This window comes from Pseudomonas sp. DWP2-2, assembly GCF_049897065.1.
Lineage (GTDB): Bacteria > Pseudomonadota > Gammaproteobacteria > Pseudomonadales > Pseudomonadaceae > Aquipseudomonas > Aquipseudomonas paracarnis.
Map to the genome: position 1 here is coordinate 69,230 of NZ_JAFCVN010000016.1, position 24,072 is coordinate 93,301.

Annotated in this window: 20 protein-coding genes; 11 read left to right on the plus strand and 9 right to left on the minus strand. The window is 61.6% G+C overall.

What is annotated here, in order from left to right; translation table 11 throughout:
- Positions 1 to 102: 102 nt before the first annotated feature.
- From ACP7CZ_RS24865 to bioB, 7 genes are all read right to left on the minus strand, one after another.
- Positions 103 to 1,908, minus strand: coding sequence for a phenylacyl-CoA dehydrogenase (locus ACP7CZ_RS24865; protein ID WP_034128845.1), 1,806 nt, complete (start codon positions 1,906 to 1,908; stop codon positions 103 to 105).
- Positions 1,909 to 2,230: 322 nt separating this feature from the next.
- Positions 2,231 to 2,512, minus strand: a complete 282-nt coding sequence (locus ACP7CZ_RS24870; protein ID WP_054896780.1) for a hypothetical protein — start codon at positions 2,510 to 2,512, stop codon at positions 2,231 to 2,233.
- A 106-nt stretch (positions 2,513 to 2,618) separates the two neighbouring features.
- Entirely contained in the window at positions 2,619 to 3,299 is a 681-nt protein-coding gene (gene bioD, locus ACP7CZ_RS24875; protein WP_034128848.1) for a dethiobiotin synthase, read from the minus strand.
- Positions 3,296 to 4,108, minus strand: a complete 813-nt coding sequence (bioC, locus tag ACP7CZ_RS24880; protein ID WP_294138601.1) for a malonyl-ACP O-methyltransferase BioC — start codon at positions 4,106 to 4,108, stop codon at positions 3,296 to 3,298. Before bioC ends, bioD begins: the two co-directional genes overlap by 4 nt.
- Positions 4,101 to 4,832 (minus strand): alpha/beta fold hydrolase, encoded by a 732-nt coding sequence (locus ACP7CZ_RS24885; protein WP_054896778.1) that lies wholly within the window; start codon positions 4,830 to 4,832, stop codon positions 4,101 to 4,103. Before ACP7CZ_RS24885 ends, bioC begins: the two co-directional genes overlap by 8 nt.
- The gene (bioF, locus tag ACP7CZ_RS24890) at positions 4,825 to 6,006 is read right to left on the minus strand and encodes an 8-amino-7-oxononanoate synthase (protein ID WP_054896777.1); all 1,182 of its coding nucleotides are present in this window, start codon (positions 6,004 to 6,006) and stop codon (positions 4,825 to 4,827) included. The genes ACP7CZ_RS24885 and bioF overlap by 8 nt, the downstream gene beginning before the upstream one ends.
- Positions 6,007 to 6,152: 146 nt before the next feature.
- Positions 6,153 to 7,208: a biotin synthase BioB gene (gene bioB, locus ACP7CZ_RS24895; RefSeq protein WP_014720209.1), complete on the minus strand. Its 1,056-nt coding sequence runs from the start codon at positions 7,206 to 7,208 to the stop codon at positions 6,153 to 6,155.
- Positions 7,209 to 7,300: 92 nt separating this feature from the next.
- On the opposite strand from bioB, the gene ACP7CZ_RS24900 reads away from it, so the two are divergent.
- From ACP7CZ_RS24900 to rarD, 5 genes are all read left to right on the plus strand, one after another.
- Positions 7,301 to 8,038: a ComF family protein gene (locus tag ACP7CZ_RS24900; protein ID WP_181124746.1), complete on the plus strand. Its 738-nt coding sequence runs from the start codon at positions 7,301 to 7,303 to the stop codon at positions 8,036 to 8,038.
- Between the two features lie 58 nt (positions 8,039 to 8,096).
- Positions 8,097 to 8,861, plus strand: a complete 765-nt coding sequence (locus ACP7CZ_RS24905) for a TOBE domain-containing protein (RefSeq protein WP_198862356.1) — start codon at positions 8,097 to 8,099, stop codon at positions 8,859 to 8,861.
- Between the two features lie 79 nt (positions 8,862 to 8,940).
- On the plus strand, positions 8,941 to 10,839 hold the full coding sequence (locus ACP7CZ_RS24910) for a PhoX family protein (protein WP_294138587.1): 1,899 nt from the start codon (positions 8,941 to 8,943) through the stop codon (positions 10,837 to 10,839).
- Positions 10,840 to 11,000: 161 nt separating this feature from the next.
- Positions 11,001 to 11,975: a serine/threonine protein kinase gene (locus tag ACP7CZ_RS24915; protein WP_034128855.1), complete on the plus strand. Its 975-nt coding sequence runs from the start codon at positions 11,001 to 11,003 to the stop codon at positions 11,973 to 11,975.
- A gap of 183 nt (positions 11,976 to 12,158) precedes the next feature.
- On the plus strand, positions 12,159 to 13,043 hold the full coding sequence (gene rarD / locus ACP7CZ_RS24920) for an EamA family transporter RarD (protein WP_034128856.1): 885 nt from the start codon (positions 12,159 to 12,161) through the stop codon (positions 13,041 to 13,043).
- Positions 13,044 to 13,265: 222 nt separating this feature from the next.
- Here the strand turns inward: rarD and ACP7CZ_RS24925 are convergent, their stop codons facing one another.
- Positions 13,266 to 13,778 (minus strand): glycine cleavage system protein R, encoded by a 513-nt coding sequence (locus ACP7CZ_RS24925; RefSeq protein ID WP_003194815.1) that lies wholly within the window; start codon positions 13,776 to 13,778, stop codon positions 13,266 to 13,268.
- 320 nt (positions 13,779 to 14,098) lie between these two features.
- Here ACP7CZ_RS24925 and ACP7CZ_RS24930 point away from each other — a divergent pair, with 320 nt between their 5' ends.
- Positions 14,099 to 16,276 (plus strand): malate synthase G, encoded by a 2,178-nt coding sequence (locus ACP7CZ_RS24930; RefSeq protein WP_054896773.1) that lies wholly within the window; start codon positions 14,099 to 14,101, stop codon positions 16,274 to 16,276.
- Positions 16,277 to 16,430: 154 nt separating this feature from the next.
- Here the strand turns inward: ACP7CZ_RS24930 and ACP7CZ_RS24935 are convergent, their stop codons facing one another.
- Positions 16,431 to 16,877, minus strand: a complete 447-nt coding sequence (locus ACP7CZ_RS24935) for a response regulator (protein ID WP_019817416.1) — start codon at positions 16,875 to 16,877, stop codon at positions 16,431 to 16,433.
- 246 nt (positions 16,878 to 17,123) lie between these two features.
- Here ACP7CZ_RS24935 and ACP7CZ_RS24940 point away from each other — a divergent pair, with 246 nt between their 5' ends.
- From ACP7CZ_RS24940 to ACP7CZ_RS24960, 5 genes are all read left to right on the plus strand, one after another.
- The gene (locus ACP7CZ_RS24940) at positions 17,124 to 19,046 is read left to right on the plus strand and encodes a putative nucleotidyltransferase substrate binding domain-containing protein (protein ID WP_054896814.1); all 1,923 of its coding nucleotides are present in this window, start codon (positions 17,124 to 17,126) and stop codon (positions 19,044 to 19,046) included.
- The gene (locus ACP7CZ_RS24945; RefSeq protein ID WP_072445561.1) at positions 19,043 to 19,750 is read left to right on the plus strand and encodes a 3'-5' exonuclease; all 708 of its coding nucleotides are present in this window, start codon (positions 19,043 to 19,045) and stop codon (positions 19,748 to 19,750) included. The genes ACP7CZ_RS24940 and ACP7CZ_RS24945 overlap by 4 nt, the downstream gene beginning before the upstream one ends.
- 148 nt (positions 19,751 to 19,898) lie before the next feature.
- Complete coding sequence (locus ACP7CZ_RS24950; protein WP_034128860.1) at positions 19,899 to 20,417, plus strand: RNA polymerase sigma factor; 519 nt, start codon at positions 19,899 to 19,901, stop codon at positions 20,415 to 20,417.
- Positions 20,414 to 21,382, plus strand: a complete 969-nt coding sequence (locus tag ACP7CZ_RS24955; protein ID WP_054896771.1) for a FecR domain-containing protein — start codon at positions 20,414 to 20,416, stop codon at positions 21,380 to 21,382. Before ACP7CZ_RS24950 ends, ACP7CZ_RS24955 begins: the two co-directional genes overlap by 4 nt.
- Before the next feature lie 211 nt (positions 21,383 to 21,593).
- Positions 21,594 to 24,023, plus strand: coding sequence for a TonB-dependent siderophore receptor (locus ACP7CZ_RS24960; protein WP_054896770.1), 2,430 nt, complete (start codon positions 21,594 to 21,596; stop codon positions 24,021 to 24,023).
- Positions 24,024 to 24,072 lie beyond the last annotated feature (49 nt).

A 24,072-nucleotide genomic window follows, 5' to 3' on the forward strand; every position in this document is an offset into this window, starting at 1 on the left:
CTGAGTGCAGGACTGCGGTTTTTTAGACGCGCTCCCACACAAATGCAAAAAAACCGCCGCATCCCGAGGGAGGCGGCGGTTTCTAGAAGAACCTGGTAAGGCTTAGTAAGCCAGGCCGAAATCTTCTTCTTTCATGTCCATCAGGTTGTTGGCGCCCGACAGCATGGTTGCCACGTGGGTGCGGGTACGCGGCAGGATGCGCTGGAAGTAGAAGCGCGCAGTCTGCAACTTGGCGGTGTAGAACGCCTCTTCGCTGGTGCCGGCGGCCAGTTTCTCGGCGGCCAGGCGTGCCATGTCGGCCCAGAAGTAAGCCAGGCAGGCGTAGCCGGAGTACATCAGGTAGTCCACCGAGGCAGCACCGACTTCTTCACGGTCTTTCATCGCGGCCATGCCGACCTTCATGGTCAACTCGCCCCACTCTTTGTTCAGTGCCGCCAGCGGTGCAACGAACTCTTTAACCGCGTCGTTACCTTCGTTGGCCTGGCAGAACTTGTGCACGATCTTGGTGAAGCCCTTGAGCGCTTCGCCTTGGGTCATCAGCACTTTACGGCCGAGCAGGTCCAGCGCCTGGATGCCGGTGGTGCCTTCGTACAGCATAGAAATGCGGCTGTCGCGAACGTTCTGCTCCATGCCCCACTCAGCGATAAAGCCGTGGCCACCGTAGATCTGCACGCCGTGGTTGGCCGATTCAAAACCGACTTCGGTCATGAATGCCTTGGCGATCGGGGTCATGAAGGCCAGTAGGGCATCTGCCTGTTTCTTGGCTTCGTCGTCGGTGCCGTACTTGACGATGTCCACTTGCTTGGCGGTGAAGTACACCATCGCACGGTTACCTTCGGCGAAGGCTTTCATGGTCAGCAACATGCGGCGTACGTCAGGGTGCACGATGATCGGGTCAGCGGCTTTGTCCGGCGCTTTCGGGCCGGTCAACGAGCGCATTTGCAGGCGATCACGCGCATATTTCAAGCCGCCCTGGAAACCGATCTCGGCGTGAGCCAGGCCTTGCAGCGCGGTGCCCAGGCGAGCGGTGTTCATGAAGGTGAACATGCAGTTCAGGCCTTTGTTCGCCGGGCCGATCAGGAAACCGGTGGCCGCGTCAAAGTTCATCACGCAGGTGGCGTTGCCGTGGATACCCATTTTGTGTTCCAGGGAACCACAGGTGACCGCGTTGCGCTCACCCACCGAGCCATCAGCGTTAGGCAGGAACTTGGGCACGATAAACAGCGAGATGCCTTTGGTGCCGGCCGGTGCATCCGGCAGGCGGGCCAGTACGATGTGGACGATGTTGTCGGCCATGTCGTGCTCGCCGGCCGAGATGAAGATCTTGGTACCGGAGACTTTGTAGGAGCCGTCAGCCTGAGGCTCGGCCTTGGTGCGCAGCATGCCCAGGTCGGTGCCGCAGTGTGGCTCGGTCAGGCACATGGTGCCGGTCCATTCGCCCGACACCAGTTTGGTCAGGTAAGCCTCTTGCTGCTCGGGGGTGCCGTGTTCGGAAATAGTGTTCATCGCGCCATGGGACAGGCCAGGGTACATGCCCCACGACCAGTTGGCTTCGCCGACCATTTCGCTCACGGCCAGGCCCAGGGATTCCGGCAGGCCTTGGCCACCGTGCTCCACGTCGTGGGCCAGGCTTGGCCAGCCGCCTTCGACGAATTGTTTGTAGGCTTCTTTGAAGCCCGCAGGGGTTTTAACGCCTGACTCACTCCAGGTACACCCTTCGATGTCGCCCACGCGGTTCAACGGTGCCAGTACTTGCTCACAGAACTTGGCGCCTTCTTCGAGGATGGCGTCGACCATGTCCGGGGTAGCGTCCTGGCAAGCCGGCAGGCTCTGATAGTGCGCTTCATAACCGAGCAGTTCGTCACGAACGAAGCGAATATCACGCAAGGGGGCCTTGTAGTCAGGCATAGCGATAAACCTCTGCTGATGTAGCTGGGATGAACAACCGCATGGATTTTTTATGGCGGTCAAACAGGTGTTTGAAACATACGTTTACGACCCAGGGTTGTCAAGCGTCGGCCAGATGCCGTTTGTCTTGACGCAGGTCAGCCAGGCACGGCGAGGCCTGGCAGGATGCCTCATGGATTTAAGGAAGAGCAGAATGTCGCAGTACGACTGTGGGAGCTGGCTTGCCTGCGATGCAGGCGCCATGGTGTATCAGGCAGTACGCGTTGATGCTATCGCAGGCAAGCCAGCTCCCACAGAGAGAAGCGGGCGTGCGATAGAGAAGTTAAGCGTAGGTATCGATCAACGTACCGAGCATTTCGTCCGAAGCCTTGGCGACTTTCGCCCCCAGCTCGATTTGAAACTTGCCCTGGGCCATTTCCACCATGTTGCTTGCCGAATTGGACGCTTGGGCGCGGTCATTGGCTTGCAGACGGTCGCTTTGCGCGGCCGATGGCTGGGTGGTCGCGGCGCTGGCAATCTTGCCGGCCGCCTGGTCGACACGGTTCTGCCCGGTCTGAATGCTGCTCAGGCCCGAATAAAACGCGCTGCTTCCAGAGATTTCCATGGCGTAAGCCTGCCTTTAGAGAATCGTGAAGCCCGATTGAACCAGAGATCCTGGCAAAAGGCCCGTCAAAAACACTAATGGCATATTGCCTTAGCGATAGCCAAAATCAGTCAAGCAGGTCCAGTTCCAAGTACTCGGCCACCGCGCCAGCCCCGGCGTGCTTGAGTTTCGGCACTCGCCCCAGGCAAGGCGCGGGCAGGCGCTCAGCCAGGGTGGCGAGGTTTTCTTCCAGACGAGAGGTCTTGGGGTCGATGATATTTGCCACCCAGCCCGCCAACGGCAAGCCATCCCGTGCGATGGCTTCGGCGGTGAGCAACGCGTGGCTGATGCACCCAAGACGCACGCCTACCACCAGGATCACCGGCAGTTTGAGCGCCATGGCCAGGTCCGACAGGTTGGCCTGGTCGGCCAAGGGCACGCGCCAGCCGCCTGCCCCTTCGATCAAGGTGAAGTCCGCGCCCCGTGCCAGGATCTGCTGCATCGGCTTGAGCAGCGATTGAACCGTGAGCCCGACGCCCGCCTCGCGCGCTGCCAGATGCGGCGCGATAGCTGGCTCGAAGGCCACCGGGTTGACCTCGGCATAACTGAGCGGTACGGAACACTCGGCCAGCAACGCCAATGCATCGGCATTGCGCAGGCCCTGGGCCGTCAGTTGGCAGCCCGACGCCACCGGCTTTCCGGCGGCCGTGCTTTTGCCGGAGAGCCTGGCGGCATGCAACAGGCCAGCGGCGATGGTGGTTTTGCCAACATCGGTGTCTGTACCGGTGATGAAGTAAGCGGCGCTCATAACGGTTTCTCCAGTACGGCATACACCACTTGGTACGTGGCGGGCAGGCCCTGGGCCTGGCGGAACTGCTCGTAGGCCTCTACCAGCGCGACAATCCGCGCACGGCCCGTCAACCCTCCCGGGCGGCCTGGGTTGAGGTTGTGGGCGCCCAGTGCCTTGAGTTCATGGGTCAGGCTGCGCACATCCGGGTAATGCAATACGTGGGGCTTTCGCTCCAGGCTGATCACGCGCAAACCACTGGCCGCACACCGTTGCTGATAAGCCTCGAAGGTGCGGAAGCGATTGACGTGGACCAGGCCATCCGCCGCCCGCCAACTCTCGCGCAACTCATCCAGGGTGCCTACGCACAGGCTGGCAAAGGCCAGCACGCCACCTGGTCGCAGCACACGCCGGGCTTCGCTGAGCACCGCATCAAAATGGGCACACCACTGTACCGCGAGGCTGGAGAAGAGCAGCTCAACGCTGTCAGCTGTAAGCGGCAAGCGTTCTGCATCACCGGCTATAAAGTGCACGGCGCCACCCAGCGGACGCGCGTGGTTGAGCATGCCCTCGGCAATGTCCAGCGCCACACCTTGGCTACCGGGCAAACGCTCGCCCAGTACGCGACTGAAGTAGCCCGTGCCGCAGCCCATGTCCAGCCAACGCTGTGGCGCCAGGCCGTGCGGCAAACGGCTGAGCAGTTCATGGCCGACCGCACGCTGCAACTCGGCCACACTGTCGTAACTGGCCGCCGCACGGGAGAACGAGGCCGCAACCTGGCGCTTGTCCGGCAAGCCCCCTGGCAAGGGCGGGTGGGATAGGTCAGTCATCAACACACTCATGCAAAAAAGCCTGGATGGCCCCGGCAACTCCGTGAGGGTCTTCCAGAAGAAACGCGTGACCGGCCTGTTCAATCAGGCCGATTTCTACATCGGGGAGCAAGGCCAGCAGGTCACTGGCGGCTTCAGCAGGCACCAGCCCATCCAGGCCGGCAAACAGGTGCAACTGCGGCCCACGAAAGGCCTGCAAGGCCGCCCGCGTATCCAGTTGGGCCAACAGCTCCAGGCCGGGCATCAAGACGCTGGGGGAGGTATTCGGCGCACCGCTGACCAACAACCGCGACAAGCCGCGCGGGTCTTCGGCACCCTTGGCGCACAACAGCCCAAAGCGCTTGAGCGTGACCTGGGAATCGGCATGGCAGCCGGCCAGAAATGCGTCGAAGGTTTCCGTAGGCATCCCATGGGGCCAGCCGTCATGGGCGACGAAACACGGGTTGCTCGCCAGAGTCAGCAAGCCACAGCACCGCTCGCCACGGCGTGCCGCCAACTCGGACGCGAGCATGCCGCCCAGCGACCAGCCCCCGAGCCAGGCATTGTCCGGCAGCGTCGCATCGAGCTCATCGAGCCATTCACCGAGTTCGCTGGCCTGCAGCGCCGGCAAGGGTTCGATCTGTACCTGTAAATGCTCGTTCAGGCCGTGCAGCGCAGCGGCCAACGGTTCCAGCGGTGACACACCCAGGCCCCAGCCCGGTAGCAGGATCAGTCGATTACGCATAGCCGGGCTCCGAGGCGTCTAACAAGCGAAAACACGCTTGCAACCCGTCTAACAATAGCTGCACCTGCGCTTCGCTGTGGGCCGCCGTCAATGTCACCCGTAGACGAGCACTGCCGGCGGGCACGGTCGGTGGGCGAATGGCAGTCACCATCAGGCCGCGCTCGCGCAGCATCTGCGAGAGGCGCAGTGCCCGGACGCTGTCGCCAATCAGGATCGGTTGGATCGGCGTAAAGCTGTCCATCAACGCCAGGCCTATCTGCTCGGCGCCGCGACGGAACTGGCGGATCAACGCGTTGAGGTGCTCGCGTCGCCAATGTTCGCTGCGCAGCAGTTCCAGGCTTTTGAGGGTGGCGCAGGCCAGTGCCGGTGGTTGGCTGGTGGTGTAGATATACGGGCGTGCGAATTGGATCAGGCTCTCGATCAAGTCCTCACTGCCGGCCACGAAGGCCCCGGCGGTGCCGAACGCTTTGCCCAAGGTGCCAACCAGCACGGGCACGTCGTCCTGGCTCAAGCTGAAATGTTCGACGATGCCGCCGCCGTTGGCGCCCAGCGGGCCGAAGCCATGGGCGTCATCCACCATCAGCCAGGCACCTTTGGCCTTGGTTTCACGGGCCAGCGCGGGCAGGTCGGCGAGGTCGCCGTCCATGCTGAACACACCGTCGGTGACTACCAAGGTATTGCCGGTGGCTTTCTCCAGGCGCTTGGCCAGGCTGCCCGCGTCGTTATGCAGATAGCGGTTGAAACGCGCACCGGACAGCAAACCGGCATCCAGCAAGGACGCGTGGTTAAGCCGGTCTTCCAGTACCGTATCGCCCTGCCCCACCAGCGCCGTGACCGCGCCGAGGTTGGCCATGTAGCCAGTGGTGAACAGCAAGGCACGCGGGCGACCGGTCAAATCAGCCAGGGCTTCTTCCAGCTCATGGTGCGGTGTGGCGTGGCCCACCACCAAGTGCGAAGCGCCACCGCCCACGCCCCAGCGGGACGCACCGGCGCGCCAGGCTTCGATCACTTGCGGGTGATTGGCCAGGCCGAGGTAATCGTTATTGCAGAAGGCCAACAACGGTTGCCCGTCCACCACCACGTGCGGGCCTTGGGGGCTCTGCAGCAAGGGGCGCTGGCGGTAAAGATGGTCGGCACGGCGGGCAGCGAGGCGCGCGGCGAGATCGAAAGACATGCTGGCCTCGATTTAACAGGTTCAACTCAATCCAATGGGGGAGCTGGCTTGCCTGCGATAGCGGTCCTTCTGACACTTCAATACTGAAAGTGCCGCCGCCATCGCAGGCAAGCCAGCTCCCACACTGGAATGCATTCCAAAGGTGGTTACACCACAGCGTTGTAGAACTGCTCGCTGCTCTTTTGCTCCACCAACGCCTGCTCGATCGCCGCCTGATGCACTTCATCGGCATGCTCTTCACGGGCTTCGGGCAGGATGCCCAAGCGTGCGAACAGTTGCATATCCTTGTCCGCCTGGGGGTTGGCGGTGGTCAGCAGTTTGTCGCCGTAGAAGATCGAGTTGGCGCCGGCAAAAAAGGCCAGGGCCTGCATCTGCTCATTCATGGCTTCGCGGCCAGCCGACAGGCGCACGTGGGACTGCGGCATCAGGATGCGCGCCACCGCCAGCATGCGGATGAAATCGAAGGGGTCGATGTCATCGGCGTTTTCCAACGGCGTGCCCGCCACTTTCACCAGCATGTTGATCGGCACCGACTCCGGATGCTCCGGCAGGTTGGCCAACTGGATCAGCAAGTTGGCGCGGTCGTCGAGAGACTCGCCCATGCCAAGGATGCCGCCCGAACAGATCTTCATCCCCGAGTCACGCACGTACGCCAGGGTTTGCAGGCGCTCGCTGTAGGTGCGGGTGGTGATGATCGAGCCGTAGAACTCCGGCGAGGTGTCGAGGTTGTGGTTGTAGTAGTCCAGGCCGGCCTGGGCCAGGGCTTCGGTCTGGTCCTGGTCAAGGCGACCGAGAGTCATGCAGGTTTCCAGGCCCATGGCCTTCACGCCTTTGACCATTTCCAGCACATAGGGCATGTCTTTGGCCGACGGATGTTTCCATGCCGCGCCCATGCAGAAACGCGTCGAACCGATGGCCTTGGCACGTGCGGCCTCTTCGAGGACCTTCTGCACCTCCATCAGCTTCTCTTTTTCCAGGCCAGTGTTGTAGTGGCCCGACTGCGGACAATATTTGCAATCTTCCGGGCAGGCGCCGGTCTTGATCGACAGCAGCGTCGACACTTGCACGCGGTTGGCGTCGAAATGCGCGCGGTGCACGGTCTGCGCCTGGAACAACAAGTCGTTGAAGGGCTGCACGAACAGGGCTTTGACTTCGGCCAAAGACCAATCGTGACGCAGGGTGGCAGAGGTGCTGGCGCTCATGGGCGATTCCTTGATTATGCTTTGGCAAGCGCTGCGGGAAAGGCAATACCCACAGGCACGACACGGATGCTCGGCATATTTAAGGAAGATTCATGCACTGTCAACCTGAGCACAAACACCAAGTTTACATCTGGTTAAAAAGCATACAGCCTTGTTTGATCTGCGATGAGTGCATCGAATCAGACGAGCCCCTGTGCAGCGCCTGCGAAACAGAATTGCCATGGCTGATGGAACAGTGCGAACGCTGCGCACTGCCCTTACCCATGGACGGACTGCTCTGCGGCCAGTGCCAAAAACAGCCACCGGCCTTTCACCAGGTGGTCGCGCCATGGACCTACAGTTTTCCCGTGGACACCCTGATCAGCCGCTTCAAGCATCAGGCGCGTTGGCCGCTGGGGCACTTGATGGCGCGTCTGCTGGGGCAGCACTTGCAGCATCGCTTCGATAACGCCGAACTGGAGCGCCCCGACTGCCTGCTACCGGTGCCCATGGCGCGCAAACGCCTGCGCGAACGCGGCTTTAATCAAGCGTTGATGCTGGCCCGCTGGCTCAATCACGCCCTCGACATTCCCTTTGATGACCACGCGCTCTTACGCCCCCATGAAACCGTGGCGCAGCAAGACCTCGATGCCAAGACCCGCAAACGCAACCTGCTCAACGCCTTCGCACTGGCCCCCGGCATCCAGGTTGCCGGGCAACATCTGGCGCTGGTAGACGACGTCCTCACCACCGGCGCCACGGCCCACAGCCTGGCGCGCTTGTTGATAAACGCCGGCGCGCGCCAGGTGGATGTGTATTGCCTGGCCCGTACGCCCAAACCCGGCAGCTGACTTGACTCCCCTGCGCCAGCGCGGCAACGTCGGCGCATCTCACCCAAGCGTATCTGCCATGTCTGTGCCCAGCCCTCTCAGCCAACACATCATCCGCCGCCCCCAGCGTATTGCCTTGCTGGGGCATATCGCCGAGCAGGGCTCCATCACCCGTGCGGCCAAGAGTGCCGGGTTGAGTTACAAGGCCGCCTGGGACGCCATTGATGAACTGAACAACCTGGCGCAAAAACCGCTGGTGCAACGCAGCGTCGGTGGCAAGGGCGGTGGCGGCGCCAAACTGACTCAGGAAGGCGAACGGGTGCTGCGCCTCTATCAGCGCCTGCAACTGCTTCAGGCCGAGATCCTTGGCTCGGACGAAGCGGCCAGCGACTTCAACCTGCTGGGCCGCTTGATGCTGCGCACCAGCGCGCGCAACCAATTGCACGGCCAGGTCAGCACCATAGAGAGCCATGGCCACAACGACATGATCCGCCTGCAATTGGCCGGCGGCCTGCACCTCGACGCACAGATCACCCACGACAGCACCCTGCGCCTGGAACTGCAGACCGGTGTGGAAGTAGTGGCCCTGATCAAGGCCGGGTGGCTTGAATTACTGGCGGACGGACAAGCTGAAACACTTGGACACAATTGCCTGGAAGGCAGGATCGAGACCATTCTCGCCGCCGAAGACGGCCCCAGCGAGGTGCGTATTGCCCTGCCTAACGGCCAAGTGTTGTGCGCGCTGGCGCCGCCCGTCGCACTCAAGGCCATTGATGCGGCGCAGGGCCAGCCGATCCGCGTGCAGTTTGCACCCAGCCATGTGTTGCTTGGCACCCCGGTGTAACGGGCGCGCGTCTTCAAGCTGCAACAATTCGGTCACAAGCGCTGCTTAAGGTGTCTGCAAAAACCTTAAGGAGCCTGTGATGAGCCTATTAGAAGAAAACCAAGCCACCGACCTTGAACAGATGGTGGGCCTGACCCGCCGTCGCTTTATCGGCGCAGGCGCCCTGTGCGGCGCCGCGATGTTTCTCGGCGGCAACCTGCTGAGCCGCAGCGCCCTGGCCGTGAATGCCGCTACCGCCAGCCCGTTGCTGGGGTTCACCAGCATCGCCGCCGCCACCAGCGACACCATCACCCTGCCACCGGGCTACAGTGCTTCGGTGTTGATCAGTTGGGGCCAGCCCCTGCACAACAACGCCCCGGCTTTCGACCCGTCCGGCCATGGCACCGCCAAGGCTCAGGAACAACAGTTCGGCGACAACAACGACGGCATGAGCCTGTTTCCATTCCCCGGCGACGACAACCGCGCGCTGATGGCGATCAACAACGAATACACCAACTATCGCTACCTCTACGCCCACGGCGGCGCGCCACAATCTACCGAAGACGTGCGCAAGGCCCTGGCCAGCGAAGGCGTGTCGGTGATCGAAGTGCGCCGCAAGGGTGACACCTGGCAGTTCGTCCAGGATTCGCGCTACAACCGGCGCATCCACGGCAATTCACCGATTCGTTTGAGTGGCCCTGCCGCCGGCCATGACTGGCTGAAAACCGGCGCCGACAAGAGCGGCAAAAAAGTCCTCGGCACGTTCCAGAACTGCGCCAACGGCAAGACGCCGTGGGGCACCTACCTGACCTGCGAAGAAAACTTCACCGACTGCTTCGGCAGCAGCAACCCGCAGCAAACCTTCGACGCAGGGCAGAAGCGCTACGGCGTGGTGGCCGCCAGCAAAGACATCAACTGGCATCAGCACGACCCGCGCTTTGACATGGCCAAGAACCCCAACGAACTCAATCGCCATGGTTGGGTGGTGGAAATCGACCCGTTCGATCCGCAATCCACCCCAGTCAAACGCACGGCCCTGGGGCGCTTCAAACACGAAAACGCGGCCCTCGCCGAAACCCGTGACGGTCGCGCCGTGGTGTACATGGGCGACGATGAACGCGGTGAATTCATCTACAAGTTCATCAGCCGCGATCAGATCAACCACAACAACCATAAGGCCAACAAAGACCTGCTCGACCACGGCACCTTGTACGTGGCGATCTTCGACGCAGGCGACGGTGATGCCGACCACCCCAAGGGCAAAGGCCAGTGGGTTGAACTCACCCATGGCAAAAACGGCATCGACGCCAGCAGCGGTTTCGCCAACCAGGCCGAGGTGCTGATTCATGCGCGCCTGGCCGCCAGCGTGGTGAAAGCCACACGCATGGACCGCCCGGAATGGATCGTGGTCAGCCCCACCGACGGCCAGGTCTATTGCACCCTGACCAACAACGCCAAGCGCGGCGAAGAGGGCCAGCCGGTAGGCGGCCCCAACCCACGGGAGAAGAACGTCTACGGCCAGATCCTGCGCTGGAAAGCCGACGCCGATAACCACGGTGCCACGGACTTCACCTGGGACCTGTTCGTGGTGGCCGGCAACCCCGGCGTGCATGCCGGCAACCCCAAGGGCGGCTCGTCCAACATCAACCCGCAAAACATGTTCAACAGCCCCGACGGCCTGGGCTTCGACAAAGCCGGGCGCCTGTGGATCCTGACCGATGGCGACTACAGCAACGCCGGCGACTTTGCGGGCATGGGCAATAACCAGATGCTGTGCGCCGACCCGAGCACTGGAGAAATCCGTCGCTTCATGGTGGGGCCGGTGGCGTGTGAAGTGACGGGGATCAGCTTTTCGCCGGACCAGAAAACATTGTTCGTGGGCATTCAGCACCCAGGGGAAACCGGTGGCTCGACCTGGCCGGAACACCTGCCCAATGGCAAACCGCGGTCGTCGGTGATGGCGATTCGGCGGGATGATGGCGGGATCGTAGGCGCCTGATAGACCGCTATCGCAGGCAAGCCAGCTCCCACATCTCGATGTGTAAATACATGCCAGTGTGGGAGCTGGCTTGCCTGCGAAGGCGTCCGCACAGCCACCGCCTATCTATGCTGTTACCATACCCGGCCGGACGCGGCGCCCTGCTGCGCGCAGGAGTTCGCATGGCCCACCCGTTTGAAACACTCACCCCAGACCTGGTGCTCGACGCCGTCGAAAGCATCGGTTTCCTCAGCGACGCGCGGGTTCTGGCGCTCAACAGCTACGAAAACCGCGTGTACCAAGTGGGCATCGAAGACGCCGAACCACTGATCGCCAAGTTCTATCGCCCCCAGCGCTGGACCAACGAGGCGATCCTGGAAGAACACCGCTTCACCTTCGAACTGGCCGAGTGCGATGTACCGGTGGTCGCCCCGCTGATTCACAACGGCGAGAGCCTGTTCGAACACGCGGGTTTCCGCTTCACCCTGTTTCCCCGCCGTGGCGGCCGCGCGCCGGAGCCGGGCAACCTCGATCAGCTTTACCGACTTGGGCAACTGCTCGGGCGTTTGCACGCGGTGGGCTCCACCCGCCCGTTCGAACACCGCGAAGCCTTGGGGGTGAAGAATTTTGGTCACGACTCCCTCACCACCTTGCTTGAAGGCAACTTCATTCCCAAAAGCCTGTTGCCGGCCTACGAGTCCGTGGCCCGCGACCTGCTCAAGCGTGTGGAAGAGGTTTACAAGGCCACGCCGCACAAGAACATCCGCATGCACGGTGACTGCCACCCCGGCAACATGATGTGCCGCGACGAGATGTTCCATATCGTCGACCTGGATGACTGCCGCATGGGCCCGGCGGTGCAAGACCTGTGGATGATGCTGGCTGGCGACCGCCAGGAATGCCTCGGCCAGCTCTCGGAACTGATGGACGGCTATCAGGAATTCCACGACTTCGACCCGCGCGAACTGGCGCTGATCGAGCCGCTGCGCGCCCTGCGCCTGATGCACTACAGTGCCTGGCTCGCACGACGCTGGGACGACCCGGCGTTTCCCCATAGCTTTCCGTGGTTTGGCAGCGAGCGGTATTGGGGCGACCAGGTGCTGGCGTTGCGTGAGCAACTGTCGGCGCTCAATGAAGAGCCGCTAAAACTCTTCTGAACGCGTTCCATCATCGCGCCCACGCTCTGCGTGGGCGCGCATCCTGTGACGCTCCGCGTCACGATTTAAGAGCAGACGCAGAGCGTCCAAGGCGGCGTTACCACGCAGAGCGTGGGAACGAGCGTTGTTTGACAAATATCCTTACAATTGCGCTTTGTTAGCTGCCTGAGCAAGGATTCTGCAATGCAAGCCGCCAACCCCCGCAAGGGGTACATCCTGGGCCTGAGCGCCTATGTCATCTGGGGTCTATTCCCGCTCTACTTCAAAGCCATCGCCAGCGTGCCCGCCGCCGAGATCATTGTGCACCGCGTATTGTGGTCGGCACTGTTCGGTGGGCTGTTGCTGATGGTGTGGAAACATCCCGGCTGGTTTCGCGAACTGCGCGACAACCCCAAGCGCCTGGCGATCCTGGCTCTCAGCGGTTCGTTGATCGCCGCTAACTGGCTGACTTATGTGTGGTCGGTGAACACCGGGCGCATGCTCGAAGCGAGCCTGGGTTACTACATCAATCCGCTGGTGAATGTGCTGCTGGGCATGCTGATCCTCGGCGAGCGACTGCGCCGTTTGCAATGGGTGGCGGTGGGGTTGGCAGCGGTAGGTGTGGCGCAGCAGGTGTGGCAAGTCGGTAGCCTGCCGTGGGTGTCGCTGGCGCTGGCGCTGACGTTCGGCTTCTACGGTTTGATCCGCAAGCAGGCGCCGGTCAAAGCGCTGCCAGGCCTAGTGGTGGAAACCTGGATGCTGGTACCCATTGCCGTCGCCTGGTTGCTGTTCAACCCGACCGCCCACAGCGCGCAACTGGCGTTCTGGAGCACCTCCGAAGCCTGGTGGCTGGTGGCCGCAGGCCCTGTGACGCTGATTCCCCTGGTGTGCTTCAACGCCGCTGCACGACACTTGCCCTACACCGCCCTGGGCTTTTTGCAGTATGTGGCGCCGACGCTAGTGTTGCTCGAAGCCGTGCTGTTGTTCGGTGAACACCTGGCACCGAGCACCCTGATCGCCTTCGCCTTCATCTGGGCCGGGTTGGTGGTGTACAGCCTGGATGCCTGGCTGACCGTGCGCAAACGCTGATCAAATAACGTACAAACCTCTGCAAGCCACGGCTTTCGTGGCTTGCAGCGTTCCACCCAAAGGTTATCCACAACCTGATCCCCGCCATTTGTGCACAAGCCCTTGAAACTGCTCGTTTTTTGCTCAACTTGCGCAGAAGGCCGGCGGGCGTGGCCTGGCGTCGGGTCTCTACAGGTTATCCACAGGCCCATGCAAGATTTCCCTGCATAACCTTGTGGATCGTTATTCCTCCTGACGCAACTCCACCATCAAGTCATCGGCCAAGGTTTCCAAAGCCTCTTGCAGGGTTTCCAGCGACAGCGTGGCCGGCACTTGCAACAACGCCTCGGCATTGAACAGCGGATCACCGCTCATGGGCGCCGGGCGCACATCGGTGCTCAGGCGTTCCAGGTTGACGCCCTGCTGGCTCAGCAGCGCGGTGATCTCACGCACGATGCCCGAGCGGTCATTGCCCACCAGGGTCATCAGGATCGGCTTGGACGCCGATGCCTGCCCGCTGCTGCCCTCACCCACCAACACGCGAATGCCATGGGTGGATAAATCCTCCAATGCCCCCACCAATGCCTGTCGCTGCTCGCTCGGCACGCTCACCCGCAGGATCCCGGCAAACTGCCCGGCCATGTGCGCCATGCGGCTTTCCAGCCAGTTACCACCATGACTGGCAATGTTCTGCGCGATGCGTTCAACCAGGCCGGGTTTGTCGGCGGCGATAATAGTGAGTACAAGATGGTCCATGGCGCAGTCCCTCGGTTGGTTGATCCTCGATTATAGACATGCCGCGTATATCCAGAAGGTACGCGTGATCGTTAACGCCCATCCCAGGCAAGCCAGCTCTCACAGACAAATCGTGTACCATTTTGATATTTATCTGGAACAATCCAATAGTTTTTTGAGAACATCCGGTTCTCCGCTGTGACCGTACGACCAAAGTGGGTCGCTAAACGACGTATTTAGTCTAATTTTCACAACCGCAAGTCATCATGTAGTATGCCCAACCGTGCACTACATAATGAAAATCTGAAAAAGCGCATAAGCTCCGCAGAGTGAGGCAAGCAATGACTGAACACGTTCAAGTCGGTGGCCTGCAGGTCGCCAAAGTCCTGTTCGACTTCGTGAACAACGAAGCCATTCCCGGTACCGGCATCACTGCCGACCAGTTCTGGGCCGGTGCCGACAAGGTCATCCATGACCTGGCCCCGAAGAACAAAGCCCTACTCGCCAAACGCGACGACTTCCAGGCGCGGATCGATACCTGGCACCAGACCCACGCCGGCCAGGCCCATGACCCGGTGGCCTACAAAGCCTTCCTGCAAGACATCGGCTACCTGTTGCCAGAAGCCGCAGACTTTGAGGCCTCGACCCAAAACGTCGATGATGAGATCGCACGCATGGCCGGCCCACAGCTGGTCGTGCCGGTGATGAACGCCCGCTTCGCCCTCAATGCCTCGAATGCGCGCTGGGGCTCGCTGTACGACGCGCTCTATGGCACCGACGCCATCAGCGAAGCCAACGGCGCCGAGAAGGGCAAGGGCTATAACAAAGTGCGTGGCGACAAGGTCATTGCCTTCGCCCGCGCTTTCCTCGACGAGGCCGCACCGCTCAGCGCCGGCAGCCATGTCGATTCCACCGGCTACAAAATCGTCGATGGCAAGCTGATCGTCAGCCTCAAAGGCGGCAGCAACAGCGGCCTGCGTGACGATGCCCAGTTGATCGGTTTCCAGGGCCCTGCGGCCGAGCCGATTGCGATCCTGCTCAAGCACAATGGCCTGCACTTCGAAATCCAGATCGACGCCAGCACCCCAGTCGGCCAAACCGACGCTGCCGGCGTCAAAGACGTGCTGATGGAAGCCGCGCTGACCACCATCATGGACTGCGAAGACTCCGTCGCCGCCGTCGACGCCGATGACAAAGTGGTGATCTACCGCAACTGGCTCGGCCTGATGAAGGGCGACCTGGCCGAAGAAGTGGCCAAGGGCGGCCAGACCTTCACCCGCACCATGAACCCTGACCGCGTCTACACCGGCGTGGATGGCAGCGACGTGACCCTGCACGGCCGTTCGCTGTTGTTCGTGCGCAACGTTGGCCACTTGATGACCATCGACGCGATCCTCGATAAAGACGGCAACGAAGTACCCGAAGGCATCCTCGACGGCCTGATCACCAGCCTGGCGGCGATCCACAGCCTCAACGGCAACAACACCCGCAAGAACAGCCGCACCGGTTCCGTATACATCGTGAAACCGAAGATGCACGGCCCGGAAGAAGCCGCGTTCACCAACGAACTGTTCGGTCGCATCGAAGAGGTGCTGAACCTGGCGCGCAACACCCTCAAGGTCGGGATCATGGACGAGGAGCGCCGCACCACGGTCAACCTCAAGGCCTGCATCAAGGCGGCCAGTGAGCGCGTGGTGTTTATCAACACCGGTTTCCTCGACCGCACTGGCGATGAAATCCACACCTCCATGGAAGCCGGCGCGATGGTGCGCAAGGCGGCCATGAAGGCAGAAAAGTGGATCGGCGCCTATGAGAACTGGAACGTCGATATCGGCCTGAGCACCGGCCTGCAAGGTCGTGCACAGATCGGTAAAGGCATGTGGGCCATGCCCGACCTGATGGCGGCGATGCTCGAGCAGAAAATCGCCCACCCGTTGGCCGGTGCCAACACCGCCTGGGTACCGTCGCCGACCGCCGCAGCCCTGCATGCGTTGCACTACCACAAGGTTGATGTGTTCGCCCGTCAGGCCGAGCTGGCCAAACGCGAGCGCGCTTCGGTGGACGATATCCTCACCATTCCTCTGGCCAGCAACACCGATTGGTCCGAGGAAGAGATCCGCAACGAGCTGGACAACAACGCCCAGGGCATCCTCGGCTATGTGGTGCGTTGGATCGACCAGGGTGTGGGCTGCTCCAAGGTGCCGGACATCAACGATGTCGGCCTGATGGAAGACCGCGCCACCCTGCGTATTTCCAGCCAGCACATCGCCAACTGGCTGCGCCACGGCATTGTCAACGAAGACCAGGTGATGGAAAGCCTCAAGCGCATGGCGCCCGTGGTAGACCGCCAGAATGCCGGGGATGCGTTGTACCGCCCACTGGCTCCGGACTTCGACAGCAACATCGCATTCCAGGCAGCGGTGGAGTTGGTGATTGAAGGGACCAAGCAGCCTAATGGCTATACCGAGCCGGTGTTGCACCGCAGGCGTCGGGAGTTCAAGGCCAAGAACGGCCTGTAATGGAAAAAGCCCTGATCGAAAGATCGGGGCTTTTTTATCAGTGTCAGTTAGACCGCGTTGCCTGAATCGCAGGCAAGCCAGCTCCCACAGGGAGTGCATTTCAAATGTGGGAGCCGGGCTTGCCCGCGAAGAGGCCAGGCCAGTCACCCCACACTCAGGGCACCATCCCCAACTCCCGCTTCACCAACTTCGCCAACTTCACGCTATCAATCGGCTTGAGCAAGAAATCCACCACGCTCAAATGCATCGCATCAATCACATCCGGCGCTTCCGCGTCTCCAGACATGATGATGATCGGCAACGCCGCACGGGTGGACTCACGCACCTGGCGGATCAATTCCAGGCCATTGCTGGGCGCCATACGCAGGTCGGTGATCAGCAAACCGATGGAACTGCTCGTCTTCAACAAATCCCACGCAGCCTCGCCACTTTCGGCAGTCATGCAGCGAATACCATCGAGCCCAAGGATTTCCGCCAGCAATTCACGCGCGTCCTTGTCGTCGTCCACGATCAAAACGCGTTGGGGGGGTAAATCGGGCTCCAGCATCACGGCGCTCAGCGCCTCGCGCTCGGCATCACTCAAAATATCGTGGTCGGACATACGTTTCTCAGCAGTTCTCATCAATCTCCCAGCACACTCGTCAGACATCTGCGGAAGGGCGAACAATGTGCACTTCGTCGGAAAGTTTGCCTAGTGGGCTTTCTACGGGTTTTGGACGATTGTCATGTAAGGTTTTTCCCTAGTTTTGCGCGGTACTCCTCGACCTAGACTTACGTCCAATGGGCACCCACTGCGCAGGAGTCGACCATGCAGCACGATAACGACAAAAACACTGCGGTCACTGTTATGAGTAAAGCTGATGCATTCGCACAGGCGGGTAAAACCGCTGTGTTGCAGAACATCCACGGCACCCTGCAATTCCTGCAACGCTTCCCGCCGTTCAACCAGATGGAACAGGCGCACCTGGCTTTCCTGGTGGAGCAGTGCCAACTGCGTTTCTACGGCCCCGGCGACAGCATCCTCAAACCGTCGGGCGGCCCGGTCGAGCACTTTTATATCGTCAAGCAGGGCCGGGTCGTGGGTGAGCGTCCAGACTCGGCGGACACCACCTTTGAAATCGCCACCGGCGAATGCTTCCCCCTCGCCGCCTTGCTGGGTGAGCGCGCGACCCGTACAGAACACAAAGCCGCTGAAGACACCTTCTGCCTGCAATTGAACAAACCGGCCTTTATCAAGCTGTTCGCGCTGTCCAGCCCGTTTCGTGATTTCGCCTTGCGCGGGGTCAGCAGCCTGCTCGACCAGGTCAACCAGCAGGTACAGCAAAAAGCCGTGGAAACCCTCGGCACCCAATACTCCTTGAATACCCGCCTGGGTGAATTGGCCATGCGCCACCCGGTCACCTGCAGCCCGCACACACCGTTGCGCGAAGCGGTGACCTTGATGCACGAACAACAGGTCGGCAGCATTGTGATCGTCAACGAACACAAGGCGCCCCTGGGCATCTTCACTCTGCGCGATCTGCGTCAGGTGGTCGCCGATGGCGCCAGCGACTTCGGCCAGAGCATTGCCGGGCACATGACCCAGGCGCCGTTTTACTTGAGCCCGGAGCACAGCGCTTTCGACGCAGCCATCGCCATGACCGAGCGGCATATCGCCCATGTGTGCCTGGTGCAAGACCAGCGCCTGTGTGGCGTGGTCTCCGAGCGTGACTTGTTTTCCTTGCAGCGTGTGGACCTGGTGCACTTGGCCCGCACCATCCGCAACGCGCCCCGGGTGGAAAACCTGGTGGCGATTCGCGGTGAAATCGGCCAGTTGGTGGAGCGCATGCTCGCCCATGGCGCCTCATCCACCCAGATCACCCACATCATTACGCTGCTCAACGACCACACCGTGTGCCGGGTGATCGAGCTGACCCTCGCGGAAAAAGGCGACCCCGGCGTGCCCTTCAGTTGGCTGTGCTTTGGCAGTGAAGGCCGCCGCGAACAAACGCTGTACACCGACCAGGACAACGGCATCCTGTTCGAGGCCAAGGACGCCGTCGAAGCCGCCGAAAGGCGTGAGCGCTTGCTACCGCTGGCGCAGCACATCAACCAAAGCCTGGCGCTGTGCGGCTTCAGCCTGTGCAAGGGCAATATCATGGCCGGCAACCCCGAGCTGTGCTTGTCCCGCGTGGAGTGGGCGCGGCGCTTCGGCGCGTTCATTCGTGAAGCGACGCCGGAAAACCTGCTGGGCTCAAGCATCTATTTTGACTTGCGCGTGGTGTGGGGCGAAGAGCGCGGTTGCGAGCAACTGCGCCAGGGCATTCTCGATCAGGTGGCGGATAACCGCTTGTTCCAACGGATGCTGGCCGAAAATGCACTATTGCGACGCCCGCCGGTAGGGCGTTTTCGCGAGTTCGTGCTGACCCGCAAAAATGGCGAAAAGGCCACCCTCGACCTCAAGGTGCAGGGCCTTACGCCTTTTGTAGATGGCGCGCGCCTGTTGGCCCTGGCCAATGGCATCCACGCCAACAACACCCTGGAACGCCTGCGCCAGTTGGTGGATAAGGCCGTGATCGAACCCCTGGATGGCGCCGCCTATGAAGAGGCCTACCACTTTATCCAGCAGACCCGCATGCAGCAGCACCAATTGCAGACCCGCGAGAACCTGCCCTATTCCAACCGCGTCGACCCCGACAGCCTCAACCACCTGGACCGGCGCATCCTGCGTGAGTCCCTGCGCCAGGCCCAACGCCTGCAAAGCAGCCTGAGCTTGCGGTATCAGCTATGAGTTTGTTTGGCTGGCTGCGCGCGAAAAAGCCCGGGCTCAACGCTGCGCAACAGCAGCGCCTGGAGCATTTACCCAAGCCCGCCGAACTGGGCAACGGCCCATTGCGCAGCCAGCGCTGGGTAGTGGTGGACCTGGAAACCAGCGGCCTGAACCTTCACCGCGACCAGGTGCTGTCCATCGGCGCCGTGGTCATCGAAGACGGTGCGGTGGATTTCTCCCAACTGTTCGAACGTACCCTGCAGCGCACCGACACCAAGCTCAGCCCCAGTGTGCTGATCCACGGGCTGGGGCCCAGTGCAATTGCCGCCGGCAGCGACCCGGCCGAGGCGTTGCTGGATTTCATGGCGTTCGTGGGCGATAGTCCGCTGCTGGCCTTCCATGCGCCGTTTGATCAACACATGCTGTGCCGGGCGCTCAAGGACAGCCTGGGTTATCGCCTGGCCCATCCGTTCCTGGATGTAGCAGACCTGGCCCCGCTGTTATGCCCAGAGGCGCATATCCGCGAAGCCGGGCTGGACGACTGGCTCAACCACTTCAGGCTACAGGCCGGCGAACGCCACCATGCCAGCGCCGATGCACTGGCGACGGCGGAGCTGATGTTGATCCTGTTCAGCCGGGCGCGGCAGCAACAGATCGATACGCCCCAGGCGCTGTATGAGCGTTTGGCCCAATGGAAACGACGCAAGCAGTCCCCTTCCCTTTAACGCTTCGCGCCCGACGCGGAGCATCGCGGGATGCATTCCTACGCAGAGCGCGGGAACGATCACCCGACAGACGCCAATTGCGCCCACCCTACGCCTCTGACACAATCGCGAATAATTCTCGTTAGTTTAAACCTTATTCGGTGATGCCTTGTCGTCGGTCCATACCCCACGCAGTGAGCTTGTTGGTGCGTTGTATCGCGACCACCGTGGCTGGCTGTTGGCGTGGCTGCGACGTAATGTGGCGTGCCCAAGCCGTGCCGAAGACCTGAGCCAGGACACCTTCATGCGCCTGTTGGGCCGTGATGAGTTGCGCGAGCCCCGCGAACCGCGGGCGTTCCTGGTGGCCATCGCCAAGGGTTTGCTGTTTGACTATTTCCGTCGTGCGGCCCTGGAACAGGCCTACCTCACCGAATTGATGCTGATCCCGGAAAACGAACAGCCTTCGCCGGAAGCCCAGCAACTGATCCTCGAAGACCTCAAGGCCATCGACCGCCTGCTCGGCAAGTTGTCGAGCAAGGCCCGCGCCGCGTTCCTCTATAACCGCCTCGACGGCCTGGGCCATGCCGAGATCGCCCAGCGCCTGGGGGTTTCGGTGCCGCGCGTGCGCCAATACCTGGCCCAGGGCATTCGCCAGTGCTACATCGCACTGTATGGCGAGCCGTCGTGACCGCGATCGGCTCCAAACCGGTGTCGTCGCGCGTGCTGGATGCCGCGATTGCCTGGCAACTGTCCCTCGACTCGGGCGACGGCAGCGCGGTGGAACAGGAAGAGTTCAGCAAGTGGCTGGCCAGCGATGAGGAACACGCTCGCGCCTGGCGCCAGTTGGGCATGCTCGACCAGCGTTTCAGCGTGGCCTCGGGCCCGGCTCGGGCGGCGCTGCTGCAGTCGCGCCACGGCATTCGCCAGCGCGTGCGCAAGCTGGGCCGGGGCCTGGCCAGTATCGTGCTGGTGTGCGGCCTGGCGCTGTTTGCCGGTGAGCGTTACGTGCCTATTCACTATTGGCTGGCCGACCAGCGCACCGCCACCGGTGAACAGCGCACGCTGAAGCTGGCGGACGGCACGCGAATAAACCTCAACACCCACAGCGCCATTGATGTGCGCTTCGACGAAACACGCCGCTTGATCGTGTTGCAGGCAGGCGAAATTCTCGTCGAAACCGGCCACGACGATTCGCGCCCTTTCTACGTGCAAACCCGCGACGGCAGCCTGCGGGCGCTGGGTACCCGGTTTATCGTCAAGCGCGAAGACGACGCTACGCGCCTGAGTGTGTTGCAGTCTGCCGTGGCCGCCCAGCCCGAGGCGCTGCACCAGGAACAAGTGTTCAAGGCGGGCCAGCAAGTGCTGATGCGCAGCGACGGGCTCGGGCCACTGTTGGCCGTCACGCCGGCTACCGATGCCTGGACGCGCGGCATGCTGGTAGTCGACAACGCTCGGCTGGGGGATGTGATCGAGGAATTGGCGCGCTATCGCACCGGCTACCTGGGGGTGGATAAGAACGTGGCCGACCTGCGCATCACCGGCAGTTTCCCGCTGCGCGACACCACGTTGGCATTGAACGCGTTGTTGCCGACTTTGCCGGTGCAGATCGAGCAGCACACGCCGTGGTGGGTGACCGTCAAGGGTAAGCCTTAGGCTTGATCGTTCCCACGCCCCGCGTGGTAATGCAGCCCGGACGCTCTGCGTCCAAGGCCGTGACGCAGAGCGTCACACGAGGCGTTCCCACGCGGAGCTTGGGAACGATCACAGCACACCGCAAAAAATATTTTCACCCGGCCCTATCACTTTTCGACTCTCGCTCGGCACCTAGGCAATTGAGAAATATTTCCATTCAGGAGCCGCCCTTATGTCCCGCACGCTAGACACCTTGTTGCGCCCCAGCCTGTTAGCCATGGCGATCGCCCTCAGCGCCCCGCTCGCCAGCTCCCCGCTGATCGCCGCCGAACAAGCCTCCAGCGTGCGCGCCTATAACCTGCCCGCTGCGCCCCTGGCCACCACCCTGAACCAGATCGCCAGCCAGGCCGGCCTGGCGCTGACCCTCAACCCTGCACTCGCCGCCGGCAAGACCTCGGCGCCGGTCCAAGGCCAGTTCGATGCGCAGGGCGCGTTGCGGGAAGCGTTGCGGGGGACGGGGTTGCAATTGGAGCAGAGCAGTGCGGGCACTTACACCCTGATGCCGGTCCCGGAAGGCGTCGTTGCCTTGCCGACCACCAACATCACCGGCCAAGGCAGCTATGAAAGCGCTTGGGGGCCGGTGGAGGGATATGTAGCAAAGCGTACCGCCGCCGGCACCAAAACCGATACCGCGCTGGTCGAGGCGCCACGCTCGATCTCGGTAGCCACCCGCGAGCAAATGCAGGACCGTAACGTGCAGAACCTCGACGATGCGGTCAAATACATGCCCGGTATCGTGTCTGCCAGCTACGGCAGCGACACCCGTTACGACTGGATGCGCGTACGCGGCTTCGAGCCGACGCAATTCCTTGATGGCCTGCCACTGCCCCGTGGCGTGTACGCCAACCCGAAAGCCGAAACCTGGAACCTCGACCGCCTCGCCCTGCTGCGCGGTCCGGCCTCGTCAGTCTATGGCCAGACCCCTCCGGGCGGCCTGCTGGATATGGTCAGCCGCCGCCCCAGCGCTGAATCGAGCCACGCCATCCAGATGCAATACGGCAGTGACAACTACCGCCAGATCAATTTCGAAAGCACTGGCAAGATCGATGATGAGGGCCAGTTTCTCTACAGCGTTGGCGGCGTGGTACGCGATGCCGGTACCCAGGTCGATCATATCGACAACAAGCGGTACAACATCGCACCGAGCTTGACCTGGAATATCGACACCGATACCAAGCTGACCTTGCTGTCACAGTTCACCCGTGACGATACCGGCACCACCAGCCAGTTCCTGCCGATCCAGGGCACCAAAATCAAATCACCGCTAGGCGAGGTTTCCCACCACAAGAACCTCGGCGACCCGGACTACGACTTCTACGACCGCACCTACTACGCATTGGGCTACGCGTTCGAGCACCGCTTCAACGATACCTGGCAATTCAAGCAGAACCTGCGCTACACCAAATCCGAATTGGCGTTCCAGCAACTGACGGTAGGCTCGTTTGCCTTCTCCCCCGCCGATGCCAATGGCGACATCAGCCGCTCTTCGACCAATGTGGACGAGGACATCAGCCAGTTCGCGGTGGACAACAACTTCCAGGCTGACTTCGCCACTGGCGACATCTCCCACACCGTGCTGCTGGGCCTGGATCATCAACGCACCGACACCTCGTACCTGGCGATTTTCGGCGACGGTGGCACCACGAACATCTTTAACCCGGTCTATGGCCAGCCGATCGTGCGCCCGGCGCGCTCCACCGCGTTCTACGATTACAACCAGAAAACCGTGCAGACCGGCCTTTACGTGCAGGACCAGATGGCCCTGGACAACTGGCGCCTGACTCTTGGTGGTCGTGAAGACTGGGTGCACCAGGGCACCACCTACTTCAACAAGAACGACGCGACCAATACCGACCGCAGCAAGAATTTCAGTGGCAATGCGGCGCTGAGCTATGTGTTCGACTCGGGCTTCGTCCCCTACCTCTCGTACGCCGAGTCGTTCCAGCCTGCGAGCAACGCCAGCGTCGACCCCCTCCAGTCGTTCAAGCCGACGGAAGGCAAGCAGTGGGAGTTGGGGATCAAATACCAGCCACCCGGCTCCAACACCCTGCTGAGTGCGGCGGTCTACGACCTGACCCAGAAGAACGTGCAAGTCACCAGCTTCCAGTCCGGTGGTGCCTCCGTGACCGACCAGACCGGAGAAGTAAAGGTCAAGGGCTTGGAGCTGGAAGCCGTGTCTGATGTGACCGAAAACCTCAAGGTCATCGCGGCCTACACCCTGGCCAAGTCCGAGGTGCAAAAAGGTCAGTACAAAGGCAACCGCCTGCAACTGATGCCTAACCAACAAGCGTCCTTGTGGACCGACTACACCTGGCACACCGGTGCCCTCGACGGTTTCGGTATCGGCTTCGGCGCACGCTACACCGGCAATACCTATGGCGACCAAGCCAATACCTGGGCCGGCAAGGCCAACGCCTACACCGTGTTCGACGGCTCCGTGCATTACGACCTCGGTCGCCTGGACAACAGCCTCAAGGGCGCATCGGTGAAAGTGAACGCGACCAACCTGTTCAACAAAGACTACATTTCCACCTGTGATGGCTCCTATTGCTACTTCGGCGACCAACGCAGCGTCGTCGCCAGCGCCACCTACCAGTGGTAATCAGCTGAGCTAACCACCAGGCCGCCCAACAAGGCGGCTTTGGTGCATC